The 17,447-nt window shown below is 41.9% G+C and carries 20 protein-coding genes; 3 read left to right on the top strand and 17 right to left on the bottom strand.

Going from position 1 to position 17,447, the window contains the following annotated elements; all coding sequences use genetic code 11:
- Positions 1–127: 127 nt before the first annotated feature.
- A complete protein-coding gene (locus V3595_RS02905) occupies positions 128–1,465 on the bottom strand; it encodes an MATE family efflux transporter (protein WP_485905369.1) in 1,338 nt (445 codons plus the stop codon).
- 445 nt (positions 1,466–1,910) lie between these two features.
- On the opposite strand from V3595_RS02905, the gene V3595_RS02900 reads away from it, so the two are divergent.
- A complete protein-coding gene (locus V3595_RS02900; protein WP_101222983.1) occupies positions 1,911–2,645 on the top strand; it encodes an SDR family NAD(P)-dependent oxidoreductase in 735 nt (244 codons plus the stop codon).
- An 87-nt stretch (positions 2,646–2,732) separates the two neighbouring features.
- On the opposite strand, the gene V3595_RS02895 is transcribed toward V3595_RS02900, so the two are convergent.
- From V3595_RS02895 to V3595_RS02855, 9 genes are all read right to left on the bottom strand, one after another.
- Positions 2,733–3,218, bottom strand: coding sequence for a DedA family protein (locus tag V3595_RS02895; protein WP_402898525.1), 486 nt, complete (start codon positions 3,216–3,218; stop codon positions 2,733–2,735).
- Between the two features lie 232 nt (positions 3,219–3,450).
- On the bottom strand, positions 3,451–4,029 hold the full coding sequence (gene lepB, locus V3595_RS02890; protein WP_485905368.1) for a signal peptidase I: 579 nt from the start codon (positions 4,027–4,029) through the stop codon (positions 3,451–3,453).
- Positions 4,030–4,093: 64 nt separating this feature from the next.
- The gene (locus V3595_RS02885) at positions 4,094–4,249 is read right to left on the bottom strand and encodes a hypothetical protein (protein ID WP_485905367.1); all 156 of its coding nucleotides are present in this window, start codon (positions 4,247–4,249) and stop codon (positions 4,094–4,096) included.
- Between the two features lie 36 nt (positions 4,250–4,285).
- The gene (locus V3595_RS02880) at positions 4,286–4,477 is read right to left on the bottom strand and encodes a DnaJ family domain-containing protein (protein ID WP_485905366.1); all 192 of its coding nucleotides are present in this window, start codon (positions 4,475–4,477) and stop codon (positions 4,286–4,288) included.
- A 440-nt stretch (positions 4,478–4,917) separates the two neighbouring features.
- Positions 4,918–6,798: an immunoglobulin-like domain-containing protein gene (locus tag V3595_RS02875; RefSeq protein WP_485905365.1), complete on the bottom strand. Its 1,881-nt coding sequence runs from the start codon at positions 6,796–6,798 to the stop codon at positions 4,918–4,920.
- A 179-nt stretch (positions 6,799–6,977) separates the two neighbouring features.
- Positions 6,978–7,391, bottom strand: a complete 414-nt coding sequence (locus tag V3595_RS02870; protein WP_101222988.1) for a DUF4064 domain-containing protein — start codon at positions 7,389–7,391, stop codon at positions 6,978–6,980.
- A gap of 170 nt (positions 7,392–7,561) precedes the next feature.
- Positions 7,562–7,735: a hypothetical protein gene (locus V3595_RS02865; protein ID WP_157831021.1), complete on the bottom strand. Its 174-nt coding sequence runs from the start codon at positions 7,733–7,735 to the stop codon at positions 7,562–7,564.
- Between the two features lie 214 nt (positions 7,736–7,949).
- Entirely contained in the window at positions 7,950–9,398 is a 1,449-nt protein-coding gene (gene cobA, locus V3595_RS02860) for a uroporphyrinogen-III C-methyltransferase (protein ID WP_485905364.1), read from the bottom strand.
- A gap of 13 nt (positions 9,399–9,411) precedes the next feature.
- Positions 9,412–10,227, bottom strand: coding sequence for a uroporphyrinogen-III synthase (locus V3595_RS02855; protein ID WP_485905363.1), 816 nt, complete (start codon positions 10,225–10,227; stop codon positions 9,412–9,414).
- A gap of 182 nt (positions 10,228–10,409) precedes the next feature.
- Between V3595_RS02855 and V3595_RS02850 the strand changes: the two genes are divergently transcribed.
- Positions 10,410–10,604 carry a hypothetical protein gene (locus V3595_RS02850; protein WP_485905362.1) on the top strand — a complete coding sequence of 65 codons (195 nt, stop codon included), beginning with the start codon at positions 10,410–10,412 and terminating at the stop codon, positions 10,602–10,604.
- Between the two features lie 132 nt (positions 10,605–10,736).
- Here the strand turns inward: V3595_RS02850 and V3595_RS02845 are convergent, their stop codons facing one another.
- The 6 genes from V3595_RS02845 to V3595_RS02820 form a co-directional block, all read right to left on the bottom strand.
- A complete protein-coding gene (locus tag V3595_RS02845) occupies positions 10,737–11,018 on the bottom strand; it encodes a hypothetical protein (RefSeq protein WP_485905361.1) in 282 nt (93 codons plus the stop codon).
- A 137-nt stretch (positions 11,019–11,155) separates the two neighbouring features.
- Positions 11,156–11,866 carry a DsbA family oxidoreductase gene (locus V3595_RS02840; RefSeq protein WP_485905360.1) on the bottom strand — a complete coding sequence of 237 codons (711 nt, stop codon included), beginning with the start codon at positions 11,864–11,866 and terminating at the stop codon, positions 11,156–11,158.
- Positions 11,867–11,940: 74 nt separating this feature from the next.
- On the bottom strand, positions 11,941–12,396 hold the full coding sequence (locus V3595_RS02835; RefSeq protein ID WP_485905359.1) for an RrF2 family transcriptional regulator: 456 nt from the start codon (positions 12,394–12,396) through the stop codon (positions 11,941–11,943).
- Positions 12,397–12,591: 195 nt separating this feature from the next.
- A complete protein-coding gene (locus V3595_RS02830) occupies positions 12,592–13,356 on the bottom strand; it encodes a TIGR03943 family putative permease subunit (protein WP_485905358.1) in 765 nt (254 codons plus the stop codon).
- Positions 13,356–14,366, bottom strand: a complete 1,011-nt coding sequence (locus V3595_RS02825; RefSeq protein ID WP_485905357.1) for a permease — start codon at positions 14,364–14,366, stop codon at positions 13,356–13,358. Before V3595_RS02825 ends, V3595_RS02830 begins: the two co-directional genes overlap by 1 nt.
- A 115-nt stretch (positions 14,367–14,481) precedes the next feature.
- Positions 14,482–15,150: a YdeI/OmpD-associated family protein gene (locus V3595_RS02820; protein ID WP_485905356.1), complete on the bottom strand. Its 669-nt coding sequence runs from the start codon at positions 15,148–15,150 to the stop codon at positions 14,482–14,484.
- Positions 15,151–15,948: 798 nt separating this feature from the next.
- Between V3595_RS02820 and V3595_RS02815 the strand changes: the two genes are divergently transcribed.
- The gene (locus V3595_RS02815; RefSeq protein WP_137018093.1) at positions 15,949–16,452 is read left to right on the top strand and encodes a DinB family protein; all 504 of its coding nucleotides are present in this window, start codon (positions 15,949–15,951) and stop codon (positions 16,450–16,452) included.
- Positions 16,453–16,629: 177 nt separating this feature from the next.
- Here the strand turns inward: V3595_RS02815 and V3595_RS02810 are convergent, their stop codons facing one another.
- Positions 16,630–17,442: a PhnE/PtxC family ABC transporter permease gene (locus V3595_RS02810; RefSeq protein WP_485905717.1), complete on the bottom strand. Its 813-nt coding sequence runs from the start codon at positions 17,440–17,442 to the stop codon at positions 16,630–16,632.
- Positions 17,443–17,447 lie beyond the last annotated feature (5 nt).

The following is a 17,447-nucleotide window of genomic DNA, read 5'->3' as shown; positions in this document are numbered from 1 at the left end:
CTCGGCACTATCTACGCCTGCGGGGTCTCCCTTGGACGCGCTTTTCCCGCAGGAGTCTCGCACACCTGTTCCATCAACTAAAATTTAGATAGACTTCCTTTTGTCTACAAAAAAACACCCTCTTTTATTAAAAAGAGGATGATTTCATTAAACTATCGGCATCCATAAGCTTTGTAACTTTTCGATTTAGCCTTGGGATGTATAATGCTAAAAACACGGAACGTCCTAAACTGAAAGCCAGGAATGCAAGCCATAATCCATGATTGCCATGATTGCTGACTGCTGAGAATTGGACAAGCAAAAAAGCCAATAGTGCAAGGAGCATCGAGTTCCTTACTGGAACGGCTTCAGTCGCACCGGTGAACACTCCATAAAAAATGAGTCCAATAAAGGCACTGAACGGGAATAGGACTATCCAAAGTCCATATTCATGGGCCAGTTCGATGACACCGGGAATATCCGTGAAAAGGAGAATGACCTCATCGCTGAATAGATAGTAAGATGCGGCAAGTATAACCGAAGCATATAAGCCCCACCGCGCCGATAGTGAGAGTGTTTTTTTATAAAGGTTTATATCTCTCGAACCAATAGCCTTCCCGACCAGAAGACTCGATGCATTCGCGAAGCCATCAAAGCAATAGGCCATCAGGTAATGGATTTGAATAAGTACGGCATTTGCCGCCAGTGTCTCTGTCCCGAAAGTGGCTCCCTTGGCCGTAAAAAGATTGAAAACCGTGATCAGGCAAATGGTCCTGATGAATAAATCCCTGTTGACCACCATCATTTTTTTCAGGGAAGCCCGATCGAACCCCTCCCGGAATGAAAATGAATCCGGTACGTTGACCGCTTTCCGGATCACCCACAAGCCCAGGAAAAACGCGGCAACCTCTGATATCAATGAAGCGGCAGCAACCCCTGATACAGACCATGAAAAGCCATTTACAAAAACGAGGCATAAGACTATATTGATCACGTTCATGAAAACTTGAATGAACAAAGATGTTTTTATCCTGGATTTCCCGATTAACCAGCCTAAGATGACATAGTTCAATAATGCAAAAGGTGCACCCCATATCCGGATGCCGAAATAGTCTGCGGCAAAGGCGGAAACGTCCGATTCCGGACCGATTGCGCCTAACGAAACATTCAAAATGGGCTTTTGGATCACGATAAAAAGAAGACCGATGATCGCTGCTATGAAAAAAGGCCGAACCAAGGCCATCAGGCTTTGCTTTTCATCCCTTGCCCCCTCCGCTTGTGCTGCGAAGGCAGATGTACTGACCCGAAGAAAACCAAAAAGCCAATACATCGTATTAAAAATAATGGTTCCGACAGCCACCCCGCCAATATAGGCGGGATCGCTCAACTTTCCAACCACAGCCGTATCGACCGCACCGAGCAAGGGCGTACTCATCGTCGAAATCGTAAGCGGGATGGCCAAGGAAAGATACATTCTGTTATTCATAAAATGATGACCTCCAATGTACAGAAAAGTTCTGAAAAGTTAGAATTGGAATGACGTTATAAAAATTTGTATTTAAAGTACAAAAAGATTGCAGTATTCCATTTTAATCACTAGAATTGAACATATGGTGCTCCCCAACATCATACGATGCCTCTACAAGATTACTTGTGAATCGGTTCAAATAGAACAGATTAAGCTATTTTAGATATCGATGATCTACGGTATCAAATTTGTAGATTAAAAGATTGATAACGCTCTCAACGTGGAAATTCCTTTTTCCACAAATATTTTTTTATCCAGCAAGAAAAAGTAAATTCGCAAGCGGAAAAATAAAATGCTTGACGGATTCTTGAAGGAGTTATAGTATTGCTCGTTGATAATATAACTTTTGAACTATGCTTGAACATATATTCATTGTTATAACAACCAATTAGGAGTGATCATGATGGGAAGATTGACTAATAAAGTAGCCATTATCACTGGCGGAGCATCTGGTATGGGCAGGGAAATGGTTGACCTATTCACAAAAGAAGGAGCACAAGTCATTGCTGCTGATATCAATGAAAAAGCTGTAGCTGTTGTGAATGAATTGGATAACGTCCATGGAGCTGTACTTGATGTATCTTCAGACGAAAGCTGGAAAAAAGTTACTGATGAAGTTATCGCTAAATTTGGCAAGATCGACATATTGGTTAACAATGCCGGTATCTCAACGGAAAAAGGCATTAACGATACGTCATTGGCCGATTGGCAGCTAATGTTAAGCATCAATGGATTTGGACCATTCCTTGGAATGAAACACGTTGTTCCTTACATGGCTAAAGAAGGTAAAGGCGCAGTCGTGAACATTTCTTCCTTTACTGCTCAAATCGGAATGGGCTTAAACTCTTATTCTGCTTCAAAAGGTGCCGTTCGTGCTATTTCCAAGGCTGCCGCAACGCAATATGGCCGCATGGGTGTCCGTGTCAATGCCGTATTCCCTGGTATCATCGAAACACCGATGACTCAAAAATTAGAAGAGTCAAAAGAGTTAGTGAACCAAATGATCAAGGCAACTCCATTACAACGCTTGGGTCAGCCGGCGGATATTGCAAATGCCGTGCTTTATCTAGCATCCGATGACGCTTCATACGTAACTGGTGCCGAGCTTGTCATCGACGGTGGATACTCAGCTCAATAAATATAGGCAGAAATGGAAAAGCCCGTTTCTGGAATCCAGAAACGGGTTTTTCTGATTCAATTAAAGAAATTTTGAAGTTGAAATGATTTAAGTTAACACACCAATGAAATAGCCAAAAGTCGTAAATACCAAACACCAGCTGAAAGCCCCTGCTCCGGCAAAGATAAAGTACTTTCGTTTCCCCATTCCATTCATACCGGAAATGTAACTGGCGAAGTGACGGACTCCTGGGATGAAATAGGCTATGATAATGGTCCAAGGACCGTATTTATTGAACCATTTCTCCAATTTTTCCAACCTCGCGGGGGTCATTTTGATCCACTTACCATACTTCCTCAAAAAAGGCTTCCCTACCTTTTTCCCGATGAAATAACTGAAAAGCATCCCGGATATCGATCCAAGGAAACTGACAAGGAATGCTCCCTGGACATTCAAAACGGAAATGGATGACAAATAGCCGACAAAAGTCATCATGAACTCATCAGGAACCGGCAAGCCAATAATCCCAATGGCCAATAGCCCATATATCGCGAAATAACCATAGTTTGATATTAAATCCTTTACTATATCCATCTATAGTACTCCATCTCAGCACCCTTTTTTAAAGTAATCCAATTCTTATGCGGGCCTGGGTAACGTGATTACTTCTTTTTAATAGGATAACCTAATTTAACCCAAATGAGTTGATTTTCATAAAAAAAGATAAAAAAAGTAGAATCGACACGTTTTTTGTTGAAAAACCTGTATGACAATGGAATGAAAAACGCAACAATAAAGCGGACTCTAAACCTGAGTCCGCTTCTTCTTATTTCACAATCTTTATTTCATTGATCGGCCAATACACTAGATTCGCCTTTCCTACAATTTCATCGACGGAAATCGTGCCGATTTCACGGCTATCCAAACTATTTTGGCGATTGTCCCCCATAAGGAACAGCTGATCTTCCGGCACAGTCATGCTGCCTGTAATATCTTCGAGCTTGAAGGATTCAGTCAGCGGCACCCCTGCCATCTGATTCTTATATTTGTCCAAGTATGGTTCTTCATAAGCTTTCCCATTAATATAAAGCGTATCATCTTTATATTCAATATGGTCACCTGGCAGACCGATAACCCTTTTTATATAGTCTTTATCTACCGTTGCATGAAAAACGACAATATCAAACCGGTCGATATTATCGATATTCGTTCCAAACTTGGTAAGAACAATTCTTTCGTGGTCTTGCAGAGTCGGCATCATTGACTCACCGTCCACGACAATCGGTGCAAAAATATACGTTCGAATTAAAAAAGCTAGAATGACTGCAATCAATATCGCTTTTATCCATGAAAAAACTTCTTTTCTATTTTCCAATCGAAGTCCCTCTCTCTGTTTTTTATTCATGCCATTATATCATAATCCTTTAATGATCACGTCATACAAATACCCACATTTTACACATTATCAATTACTTCCATTTTCCATATTGGATATCGATGCTTTCCAACTCTATTTCCCTGCGCTGCATTTTGGCTGGACAAATCGCATTATATGTACGGACTTTCTCATTTATTTCATCAATTCGTTTCATTATTTCAGATTCAGGTCCATTCATTTTTTTCAATCGAACCAATCCGGATAGCTCTTCCCGAATTTCTTTTTACCATTTTATCCAAAGCGGAAGGTAGCCGGCATCCTTGGCCTTTGTCAAGAAATTGTCATATATATTTCCCGATAACGCCGACTCCGGAAGCGGTTTTCCAAAGCCAGGATTATTCTTCAACCCGCCGTCACGTTCATATTCCTTAAAAATCTGATCCATCCAGTTTACATGCCCGTGTTCTTTGCCCATAAACAATCCCCCCTTCAGATCACTTTCTGTTACATCTATTTACAATTATAACATTTTTATCAATATCCACTCCACCCTGAAGGACACTTTCTACTATTATATATGCATACCTTTCAGCCAAACACATTCAGACATCAAAAAAAGGATTCCCTATGACGGGAATCCTACAGATTGTAGACAAACTCGATGAAAATCAAGTTTATCTACAGTTTTTATGAGGATTTGTAAAATCTTGGACGTCGATTGAAACGTAGGGCACTCGCTTTCCGCGGGCGGTCCGGTAGCCTCCTCGGCGCTTTTGCGCCTGTGGGGTCTACCCTCGACTCGCTTTTCCCGCAGGAGTCTCGCACACCCGCTCCAATCAACTTTGTTTTAAAATTTAGATAAAACCTTGCCTACAAACTCAAGGATTCCCCTATTGCGGGAATCCTTTTTGCCTTCTATTTAACTGTGATTTTCCTTTTTACTTCTGCCTTGTTCTTCGATTTATCCGTAACTGTGTAAGTCAATGTATAGGTACCTTTTTTCTTCGTATTCACAGTCCCTGCTATTTTGATCTTACTTGTTAAACTTCCATCAAGATTATCTTTCGCAGATACACCTGATTTAGGATTGAATGTCGAGTTATAGGCAATGGTTTTGCTTTTGGCACCGGAAATGACCGGCTTGGTGCTGTCTACCGTAATCTTTCTTGTGACTGTCGCAGTATTTTTCGATGAATCAGTGATTGTATGCTTTAATGTATACGTTCCCTTTTTCTTCGTATTCACCGTACCTGTCACTTTGATTTTACTTGTCATGTTGCCATCCAGGTTATCTTTCGCAGAAACACCTGATTTAGGGTTGAATGTCGAATAATAGCCAACTGTTTTACTATTGGCTCCCGAGATGACTGGCTTGGTGCCATCTATCGTGATCTTCCTTGTGACTGTCGCTGCATTTTTCGATGAATCGGTGACCGTATACTTCAATGTATAGGTCCCCTTTTTCTTCGTATTGACTGTACCCGTCACTTTGATTTTACTAGTCAAGTTGCCATCGGCATTATCCTTGGCACTCACGTTCGTTTTTGGATTGAATGAAGAATTAAGTTTGATGGTTTTATTCCCGGCACCTGAAATCACTGGCTTGACTTGATCATAAACGGTTATTTCCCTTGTGACCTTGGCAATATTCCCAGCTTTGTCAGCTACCGTATAAGTCAAATTATAGGTGCCCACTTTCTTGGTATCCACCTTACCTTCAACACGTATGGCACTCGTTAAGTCACCATCTTTATCATCCTTCGCCTTTATGCCGGTTTTAGGATTGAAGGTTGAGTTGAATGGAATCGATTTACCGGCAGCCCCTGAAATCACAGGCTTATCCGTATCCTTGACAATCGATGGCCTATTGGAGATGTAAGCCGATGAAACATACCCCTTAATACTGTTGTCTTCCGTTTGTACGGGGTAAAAGACAAATTTATTTCCCTTAGATTCGTGATAGTCAAAATTCCCTGTGATGATCATGCTTGTATTGGGTGGCACACGTACTGCACCTTCCGTATTGCTTATTTCTTTCCTGATATTCGCGCTTGATGATGTCACCACTTTGTCTCCTGCCTTGAACCAATAAACAGAGTCATGCGTTTGATCTGTCAATGTGTATTCAAGATTTTTAAAGATGATATTTTCAGTGCTATTCCGATCATATTGAAAGTCCGATGTTTTGAATGGATATTTTGCCAGTTTTGTATCAGTTAAATAACTTTGTTTTTCTAACTCAGCAAAAACTTCCTCTTGGTAGGCATTTGCATTTCTTTGTCCGTTTTCCTGGTAAAGTGGACTGTTAACCGGTTTTGTCCCATTATATGCCATGACAGGGAAATACCAATTTTCGATGACCCTGCGTCCTGCACCTTTGATCTTAGGCAAATCCCTTCTTGAATACATGCCATTCAAGACCTCGACGCCTGCCTCGATATTGTAGACTATATCATTTTCCAGCTTTTTCTGGTCATATCCAGTTTTATTGGTAAGCTGCATTAGACCGATACCGCCATCGTCGGATTTAATCGGTTTACCGTCCTCATTAAATTGCCTCCAATCCCCGTTTTCCTGCGTAGCCACCGCTTTTACCACTTCAGGGGGAATTTCAGCTTCTATTGCTGCATTCGTCAGTAAGCAGTTAATCTGCTTATGGGAAGGATTTTCATTGGGTTGAATCTCACCGAATGATGAACACGCATTGGTTAAACCAGACTCCGCAAAAGCCTGTCCATTGAACAAACCGAGTGTTAAACAGGTCAGTGCCCCAACTTTCATTAATGGTATTTTCATTGATCGAACTCCAGTCTATTTATATTTAAATCTATAATAATAGTAACATGATAGACTGGTGATTTCAGGTATAAAAAGGTATATCCTCCTAAAATATCCGTACAGCAAAAAAGGAGCTTACCCGCATTCTCGGGCCAGCTCCTTTATTTTCAAATCACAGAACTATGTATGGTGTCGGATTATACGATCACTTCCACCGTTTCCCTCGGCTTCCTTACAAGGCACATGATTCCCGGTACGATGAAGAAGATAAGCGGCCAAACATGAAAGATCGTCAGAATGCCCGTAATGATCAATAAGATTCCAGCTCCCTTCGCTTTGCCGCCTTTTAATAGAAAGATAGCGATCAAACCGCCTGCCAAGGCAATGAACAGCGATATGATCCCAGCCCATAATAAGCCCATGAAAAATTTGACTGACATATCTATCTCAGATGAGGAAAACTCCTGAGAATCTGTCATTAATGAGTAGTCCACCATTTCTTTCAAATCGATACTGTTGAGATAAACGGCCGTTATGATCGTCACGATTAAAAAAATTGCAGCGATGCTCACGCCTATGATACTTAATACGTATTCCCATGTCCGTTTCATTTGCTTCGCCTCCCTGGAAAAGTCACTTATATATAATACCCAATCTGGGAAAGAATAAAAGTCTTTTATTCTTTACTCCTCAAAATCTTACGAGCGCCCATTTGGCAAGGCTAATCCCATCTATCCCTGCCATAACTCGCAAACAGGAAACCGACCCGGAGATACGGCCGTCACTCATCCTTCTTTTTCAATCGTTCATTTAATTCATCTCTTTTATTTTCAAGGTTATTCATTTTTGTCATATGTTTTATAAAGAAACGGATCGACTTCACAACCATTACGAATAGCAGAACTAGTAGGGCAAGGTAGAATAATTGCCATAAAATATCAACAATATTAAACACTAAGTCACCCCCTGTCTTTGAATGGTAAACATCAATTCTGGAAATCCTCAATAAAAGCAGTAAGTGAGGCCTTTTCAAACTTTCCGCATTTTCCAGTTATGTCCCGTAATTAAATGATAACACGATAGGCCATAACACTGAATGCAAACAACATTTCTATAGGAATGATTAACGAAGCCCCTCCAAAGGAAATAGACTCTGTTATTATCAGAGCCTAAAAAACATTCCTATTCACGATCAACTCCACCAATTGTTCGACAGACGGTTCATTGGGCATCATATCCAACGTAAATCCATAGTCTTTAAGTCTATTGCCGGTACTTTCCCCGATTACCCCGATGGAGGCTTGATTTAGCAGCCCTTCAACATCCACGTCTGCCTTGTTCCCATATTGCATCAGCATATCAACAGAATGCCGATTCGAAAATAGTACCGTTCCGACAGCTTTCCCGTCCAGCATTCTCGGAAGGATTTCAAGGAATCTTTCATCGACAAATTTATCGATTGATTGAAAATAGTCTCCGTCCCCATGAGCCGGATCTCTTTGATCTCTGTTTCGATCTCCAACAACCAACAGTGTTCCGGCTTCCGCCATCTCGGATTTGAGCTCTGCCATCAGTCCCCGTTGCTGTAAAGCCTTTTTCGATTTCCTTGATAACACATAAAGTTTCGAAGAAATCCGGCGGAAATCAATAGCATGTTCAGTCAGTGAATCCAAGAATCCATGGACACTTTCGGGCGAAGTGAAGAGTATTCGATCATACGAAAGAAAAGAGAGCAGCTGACTTTCTTCTATTTTCACTTTTGCCGCATTCCATTTAGGAAACTCGATGACTTCGCCGCCAAGTTCATGCAGGGCTTCCGCCAAGGAACTCTTTGCCGTTCCGGTCCGGGCCACTAAAAACCGTTGTCCATATAGTGGCTTCTTTTCGAACCATTGCAGTTTTCCCCTTAGTGAAATAATATCCCCGACCAAGGTGATCGCAGGATTGCCAAGCGACCTTTCACTTACCTTTTCGACGATATCATCCAAGGTCCCCTCGATACTTTCCTGTCTTCCATATGTGCCCCATTGAATGACGAGTGCCGGCGTGTTCCCCGGCTTTCCATGATTGATCAAATTTTCACGGATATAAGGAAGATTGGCCACACCCATATAAAAGGCGACCGTATCTATACTTTTCACAAGCCCGTTCCAATCTATATCCTTCTTCGTTCGGTCATGGCCCGTCACCATCGCAAAGGAGCGTCCGTAATCCCGATGCGTGACGGGGACTCCTGAATACATGGATGCGGCAATGCTGGACGTAACCCCCGGAATGACTTCGAATGGGATTCCCTCATCCTTCAACGATTCCGCTTCCTCCCCGACTCTTCCAAAAACGGCAGGGTCACCGCCTTTCAATCGGACTACCCGATGCCCTGCCTGTGCTTTGGAAACAAGCAGCTCATTGATTTCCCCTTGACTGATGCCAGTAGTATAAGGTGTCTTGCCACAATATATCAATTCACAATCGAGGGTGGCAGCCTCCAACAGTTTGGGATTTAGCAACCTGTCATACAAAATGACGTCCGCTTTTTCAATCTCTTTTTGACCCTTTACGGTAATCAGGCCCATATCACCCGGACCTGCACCCACAAAATAGACCTTGCCCTTGGTCATGCTGCACTCACCCCTATCTGCTTGCTATTCCCTGATAATATTTCACCAGTTCCACCATTGCACTGCCCATCCGTTGATCTTCAGGATAAATGACCCGCTCGATCCCTTCATCGATTACCACCTGCGCCGTTACCTTTCCGACCGCAAGAGCAATTACATCTGATGCAAACAGGTCGGCTATCTTATCCTCCACACCTTGTTCACGGACAAATCTCATTAAATTTCGCGGCTGCGGTGCACTCGTGAACACAACCGAATCAATTTTGCCTTCAAGGAGTTCTTGGATCAGCTGCTGCATCATTTCTTTTTCGGGCGGTATATGTTCATATGGCAGGATTTCTTTATGCTCCACTTTTTGTTCATCCAACCAGTTCATCAAAAGTGGCGCCGGATCGCCGTGAAGCTGCAAAGCGACCTTTACACCTCCCGGCAAATGGCCTTCCAGATTGCGAACAAGCCCTGCCGTACTGCCATCATCATCACGGATTAATGGCTGCAGGCCAAGCTTTTTCAGCATATTCACCGTTTTATAGCCCCTGGCTGCAATTTTCATAGACTGCAAAGCCTCTATGAAACGATCTCCCGCTTCCATCTTCACGGCTGTTTTATATAATAATTCCGTCCCCACTCCCGTCGTGAGGATAATCCAATCGAACTCCCCTTCCATCAACCGGGTGACATCCTCTTCCAAATGGGAATCATCAAGGAATACCGTCCCCTGTGCCGGGCGAACGAGCGGGACTCCCCCAAGATTTTGAACGATTTTACTAAGTTCTTCCGTCTTCCTTGCTCCCAATAAAGCAACGGTCCTGCCATTAAGCTTACTCATCCATGCCCCTCCTATATGTACATTCAATTAAATCCATCTCACCCATTATACAAATTTTCAGTCTTTGAAACTATAAAAAACCAATTTCATATCAAATTCAACGCTTTTTCTTTCTTTTTTCCTATATGAAATCAATCGAAAGATGAATTAGCAGCACTTTGCTTTTTATAAGTCCCACCCTCGTGAGTTTTGGGCTTTTACTCATGAGTTTGGAGCAAATACTCGTGAGTTTCGGGCTTTTACTCGTGAGTTTGGAGCAAATACTCGTGAGTTTCGGGCTTTTACTCGTGAGTTTGGAGCAAATACTCGTGAGTTTCGGGCTTTTACTCGTGAGTTTGGAGCAAATACTCGTGAGTTTCCAAGAAAGTAAAACTTGACCTGGAATTCACTCCAGGTTGTATACTGTGTTCATCATTTAAAAATAATTATGAAAGGGGATGTAGTATGTCTGAACACCGGCAATAAAAAAGCTGCCATCAGGACAGCGATTTTCAACGATCTAACTTTTGTTAATTCTTGTTTAGTGCTCTTTGGGCAATATGTTCCTGTTCTTTTTTTACAAAGACATCATATTGAGTGGTTTCATGGCGATTTTGAAAGCTTTCGGAGCCTAAATTCATAGGCGTTTTCGTTTTGAATTGTATCCCTTCCCTTTTCAATTTCGCAACCGCCTTAAAATAATTTTCATTTCCGAATGCTGAATAAATACATGTCCAATATTTATAGGAAATTAGTTTGGCAGTTACTGCACATGCAATCACGAAGACTAGTGTTCCAATTATTATATACACCTTTTAGCTCCCTTTCATTTCGGACTTTTTCGAAAAGCCATCCTGTACACTATATTCTTTGCCATACATAACATTTCCTTTTCCTTTTTAAGTAAAAAAATGAGACCCAGTTTCGGGTCTCCTTCTTTATATCTTCATTATTTTTCCGGCACGTTACATGAACCGTCCGTACAAGCGTCGCCTGTTGCTGGATCATTCACGATCGTAAGCGGATTTTCCTCAGCCCATACTTTTTTTAGCGTATCCAGGAATGCTTCTGTTGGCTGGGCACCAGAGATTCCATACTTGCGGTTAATGACGAAGAATGGCACGCCTGTAATTCCAAGCAGGCTTCCTTCTTGCTCATTTCCTCTAACCTCTGCCGTGAATGCCGTTCCTGCCAGCAAGTCCTCCGTCTCGGACTTTTCAAGGCCAACCTCTTCAGCCAAACTAGCCAATGTAGCGTGATCGCCAATATGTTTGCCTTCCGTAAAGTAAGCTTTAAATAGGCGTTCATTCATTTCATTCTCTTTACCTTTTGATTCAGCAAAATGCATCAAGCGGTGAGCATCGAACGAATTCGTTAAGACCACTTTGTCCAAATGATAAACGAGTCCCAATTCTTTGGCCTGTTGAGTCAGGTTTTGGCTGTTCGCTTCCACCTGCGCTTGAGACATTCCGTATTTCTTGGCCAGCATTTCATTTTGAGTCATATTGATATCCCGCTCAGCCTCTGGGTTCAACTCAAAACTTCGAAATGAAACCTCTACCTGATCTTTATTTTCAAACTGCTTTAACGCCTCTTCGAATCGACGCTTTCCTATATAACAGAACGGACATTGATAATCCGACCAAATTTCCACCTTCATGAAAATACCTCCTTATTTAAAGTGCAATCGCACTAAGCACATTATATAATCCTGGGTATCCTCTTGCAAGGATATTACCCCAGACACTCATTTTCAAAATTTGTGAAGTCGACTTTTTTCATGAATTCTTCCAATGTATAGCCCTTTAGCAGGCGCAATGTTTCCTTTTCGGCTTCGTTCATAATCTCCTCCAAAACCGTATCCAGCTGCTTCCCGACTTCACCGCATTCGCTCGTTTCCATACAAACAAGACATTCCGGCCGTACCGCTTGATACACATCGGCCAAAGTCAGCTGAGAGGCAGGCACCTTCAAGCTGTATCCGCCTTCCCGTCCTTCCTTTGTTTCGACGATCCCCGCAGCTGCAAGCTGAGCCATCACCCTTCTTAAAAAAGTGGCATGTGACTTCACCTTTAAAGCGATTGCCGAACTTGTCAGGAGCTTTTCGCTTTGTGCGAGCCAAACCAGAGAGTGAATGGCAATAGCGAACCGCGGCGGTCCAATTTGATTGTTTCGATTACCTGAAGACAAGATTTATCCCCCCTTACACTCTTATCCATTGTAAGGCCATTATACTATGTTACGTTCTCCCGAACAAATGGCGCCATTTCTGGATTATTTCGACCATGGCTCACGTTAATTCAGCCGTTTCCGGATTTCGGCAAAATAATATACCCCTTTCGGCACCAAAACCCGGCAAACATCCTTTTGCCGGGTTTTCCACTGCTACTGAATGATTTGTACATTTTCATATAAATAAGCTTCTTCGGGTGCCTTTATTTTCTTCGACTCTTTTAAATCGATCACCGGTACGGGTTCCCCTTTATAGCTTCCCTTTTTTAATGTTCCTGTAATCGTATACCAATCATTCGTCTTCATTTCTTCCACATTCCCGTTGACCATATATCCGTATAACGTCGCATCGACCACACAGCAGGACATGGAGAGGCGGGAGATGGCCATTTGTTTTTTCGTAAATGTATCCTCACGGTATATGAACCCCGAAATCTCTATTTCCTTCCCCTCGATCGTATCGAGGTTGTTCAGTAAATCATCCAGGACTTCAAAATAATTATCATCGGTTACGGAGATTTTCTCCCCATTCGCATGTTTCCCTGAATCATAAGAACTTACCATCTGTGCCTGCTGCTTCGCCATCCCCCTTTTGGCCAGCACTTCACCGCTTAATGTAAAATCGGTCAAGATGAAGCCCAGAAGAATCGGAATGAAGAACAAACTATATTTCAGGACCAGTGCGGACGAGGAAGACTCTCCATTCGATCCGCAATCACAATGGTGTTCACCCTGTTTTTGTTTTTTCATTCGGAGAAGGCTGATCACTAAAAAAGCAAAAAGAGCTGCCAATGCATATGGAACCATTTTGGGTGCAATCAATTTCGTTAAATATCCTGAAACATACAATTTAAAGATCATAAGGCCAAGTCCAAGCAGCAGCAACCCTTCAAGTCTTTGGATAAAAAAAAGTTTCATCAGAAGCCCCCCTTACTGATCAATCCGCCTGCAATCAGGCATAGGCTGAAGACGACTGCGAAAACAAGCAAGACATACGTGACGACGAAGCTCCGTTTAAAACAGGACATCATGATCAGGACATTTTTCAAATCCAGCATGGGACCAAATACAAGGAACCCCAGTATCGAGCCTGGCAGAAAACTATGGGAAAAGGACGCGGCAACGAATGCATCAGCTGATGAACAGAGTGAAAGCACAAATGCAATTCCCATCATCAACGCCGTGCCTTTTATTGGCGCCTGACCAATATCGGCCATTACAGAACGATCCATGAACACTTGAAATACACTGGCAAACAAGGCCCCGATGATAAAGTATCTGCCGACCATAAAAAATTCCTGTGAAGTATGATCAATGAAGCTTGTCCATTTACCGGACTGAATATCATGTTCATGCCCGTGTACCAGTTCCAGCTTCTCCTCTTTCACCACATCTTTAGTGCTGAATATATGAATGAATAAACCTGCGATTATGGCAGTCAGGACACAAAGAATGATTCTTCCATATAGAATGGCGGGATTATTTTGGAACGCATAATAAGTTGAGCCGAACACGATGACATTCAATATTGGGGCAGTTACGAGCAAGACCACACCCGCATGGACCGGAACACCTTTTTGAATCAACCTCCGGACGACCGGGATGATTGCACATTCGCAAACCGGAATGATCAGCGCCGCCACTATCGCAGCAAAAATGGCTGTCAGGGGTCTTTTTGGTATCATTCGCTGAATGATTTCTTCACTGATGAACAACTGGATGAACGATGAAGCAATGGCCCCGAGGAACAGGAAAGGAATCGACTCTAAAAACAATCCCAAAAACACGACAAATACAGAGTGAAGCATCGGGTAGCCCGAGAAATCAATTGCTTTGGGAATGAAAACATCGCCTAGAAAAAAGAATGCCAGCAGCAAAAACAGCAGAATCAATAACAGCAAATTTCCCGTGTAACGTTTCAAAAGCATATTTAACCACCTCGCAAATCATAATTATTACGATTTAAGTTTGGATTCGGTCTAGTATATGCTTTTGATAGGATGAACAGAACAAAAAAAAGAGAATGGAAGACATTCCCCACACTCATTTATTTCTTCGATATAGATCCCTGCTCTTGTAACCCTCTCCTAAAATCATTTTCATTTCCTGGCGCCGTTTCACTTGGGTCGCCTCTTGTTTTGCACTATACACGTAACGGGCCCAATCCTTGCGATACCCTGGGGTAAGTGATTGATAGAACGCAAGCAAATCAGGAGAATCCTGCAAATCTTTCTCAATTTCAGAAATCATTTCGATATAATCATCTACTGATTGGCTGGCTTTGGTAGATGGACGGTTTCTATTTTTCGAATCTTCTTTCAGTCCGACTACCGTAAAGACATCATCCAACCCAACCATACGTGCAAACTTCAGGTCACTCGAGCCAATATAACCATCTTCATCCGCACCAAGGCCTTGCATCAGATCATCACGATGAATATATGTAGTATATTCTTTATTCCCCTTCTTGGGGTACGCCAAATAAATATAGCCGTTTTTACTTAAATGATTCTTCTCGATTACCTTATCCACGATTCCTTTTAAAGAATCCATATCCAATACAAAGGCAAATATAAGATCATAGGCACTTTCAGTAAGCTCTGCATCGTAATCCGGCAGCTCCGCTAAATAATCCGCCCCGGCTGGCAGATTCAAGACTGCGACCCGTTCATATTTATGTAAATTCAGTTTTTCGACTATTGTTTTAGCCATTGGCATTCACCATCCTAGTTCATTTTGTCTATCTTCAGTTTATAAGCTCCCCATTGCGTTATCAACTTTTCTCTTGGTAGTCTATCCAATATTATAAGCAAACAGACGATGAGGAAACCTTCCATCTTTTTTCATATAACCATTTCTAGGAAAATATTAACTATGCTATAATTCAGATATCATCAATTTCAATGCCCACTTCTTAGAGTTTTTCCCCTTTAACATGATAGCAATCTCATAGAGTACGGATGTATAGCTAAGATAAATACCCATATCCCGGTAGAGCGACGATCCCCGAGCGACTGTTAACCCAATTACAGCAGATGCATAGATTTCACTGTATTTTTTATTGCAACAAAGCAGTCCTAATGTAATGATAAATGCAATGTGAGCAATTTTGAAATTCCGGAATGGGCTAATCCTTCCCTTGGGATCCACTAAGCTTGGTTCACTAAACTTACATTTTCCAGTGCAAAAGATGAAGCCCTAGACGTCGCATTCTTGTTTTTGAAGCCTAACGTACTGAGTGCAGGCATAAACTTAACTATTGTGCATAGGCATTAGGGTATCAAAGCTTCAAAAACAACAATGCAGTCCCTAGGAAACGCTTAAAATCCGATCTTAGACCATGGTCTTTCCGAAATCATATTCCAATCATCATGAATCCACTTTAAATCAGATGTTTTTTTTCCGTAGTTTTTATGCATTCTTTATGCAATCAGATATCCCTTTGTTTTTTCTTATATCAAAAAATTCAGTGATGCTTTCATATGGGGGTGTCACAAAAGGGGAGTTCTCATGAATTTTATCGAGTATGATTTGCTATTTGAATCAAGAAAACAGTTAATAGAGGAAATTACGGAGTTGGATGAAAAAATGCTCCACCATAGGCCTGTGCCTGAAGTATGGAACATCGCCCAAATTTGCCATCATTTATATCTTACGGAACAGGTTTTTACAGAAGTTATAGCAAATGGCATTCGGGAAAGGGATTTTAATAATATCATTCAAAAAAACATTTACTTCGTTACTGATAGAACAAGGAAATTCTCATCCCCTGAGGTCATTTCACCCTCTTCAACCCCATTTCAATTATCGAGCCTTATGGATTTGCTGGCAGAATCAAGAGATCGATTATTACAGGTTCTTTATGATATGGATTCAGATATCTTGTTGAATAGAAAGAAAGCCAAGCATCCCCTGTTCGGGGACCTCTCATTGGATCAATGGATAGAATTATTATCCTTACATGAACAAAGGCATATCAAACAGATACAAGAAATAAAGTCCTCCCTTATATAAGCATTTCAATGACTCCATTAGTAATCAACCGGAGACAGCATTTAAGTCGATTTCCAACAAATAAAGAGACCACTTCATTTTGTGGTCTTCTTTCATGCATACTATGAAACGAACGTGACTGTCAGGGGCTGCACCAAATTGATAGATGGGCATAACCGATATTTAACCACTCCAGTATCAAGATGATACTTTTAGTTTCCTTTTGATTTGTGTTGCGAAGATTTCAAGACAGATTGCAATTATCAGGATAAAATAAGTGATTGCTCCAATTTCACTCAAGTCAAAGTAAAATCCACTTGCCATGAACATATCGAAGCCGATTCCTCCAGCGCCTGCCGCTGCGCCCATTGCGACCGCCACTGCAAAATTGATTTCAAAGCGCATGAAAGTCCATGAAATGATATAAGTGATTGAAGATGGAATGATGACTTGGAACACGATCTGACACCAATTCGCACCGCTTGATTGCAGGGCTTCTATAGCACCTTTATCAATTTCCTCGAAGGATTCCGAGTAGGCCTTCACAAGGTAACTTATGGAGTGAAACGTCATCCCTATAACTGCCGCTACACTGCCCAACCCTGCTGCGACTGCAAAAATGAGAACCCATAACACGGTAGGAACGGCTCTGATCAGGGCAACCGATCCCTTTATGATAATCGATAATGGCTTGGACGAGATATTTCCAGCCGCTAAAAGTCCCAACATCAGGGCAATGATTGCACCAAATATTGTCGTCAAGAAGGCTAAACCTAATGTAATCGACACCTGATAAAGCGCTTGTGTAAAGGTAAAGTGCTTCAGATGCGGTTCAAAAAACATGGTCTTCAAATTGTCGACGGTCAATAATAGCGCGTCCCACATTTTAACATCCTTATAATCAAAACTGGCAAAAGCGTATATGGTCAAAACCGCTAGTACCAGCACACTCAACCTAATCGCGATTGAAGATTTCGAGAAGGGCTTTTTGGATAGCCGTTCAAGTAGCATTTTAT

Source organism: Bacillus sp. CFBP9009, assembly GCF_036541465.1.
Taxonomy (GTDB): domain Bacteria; phylum Bacillota; class Bacilli; order Bacillales; family DSM-1321; genus Peribacillus.
Note: the sequence above shows the minus strand (reverse complement) of the source record. Positions and strands in the feature narration are given on the sequence as shown.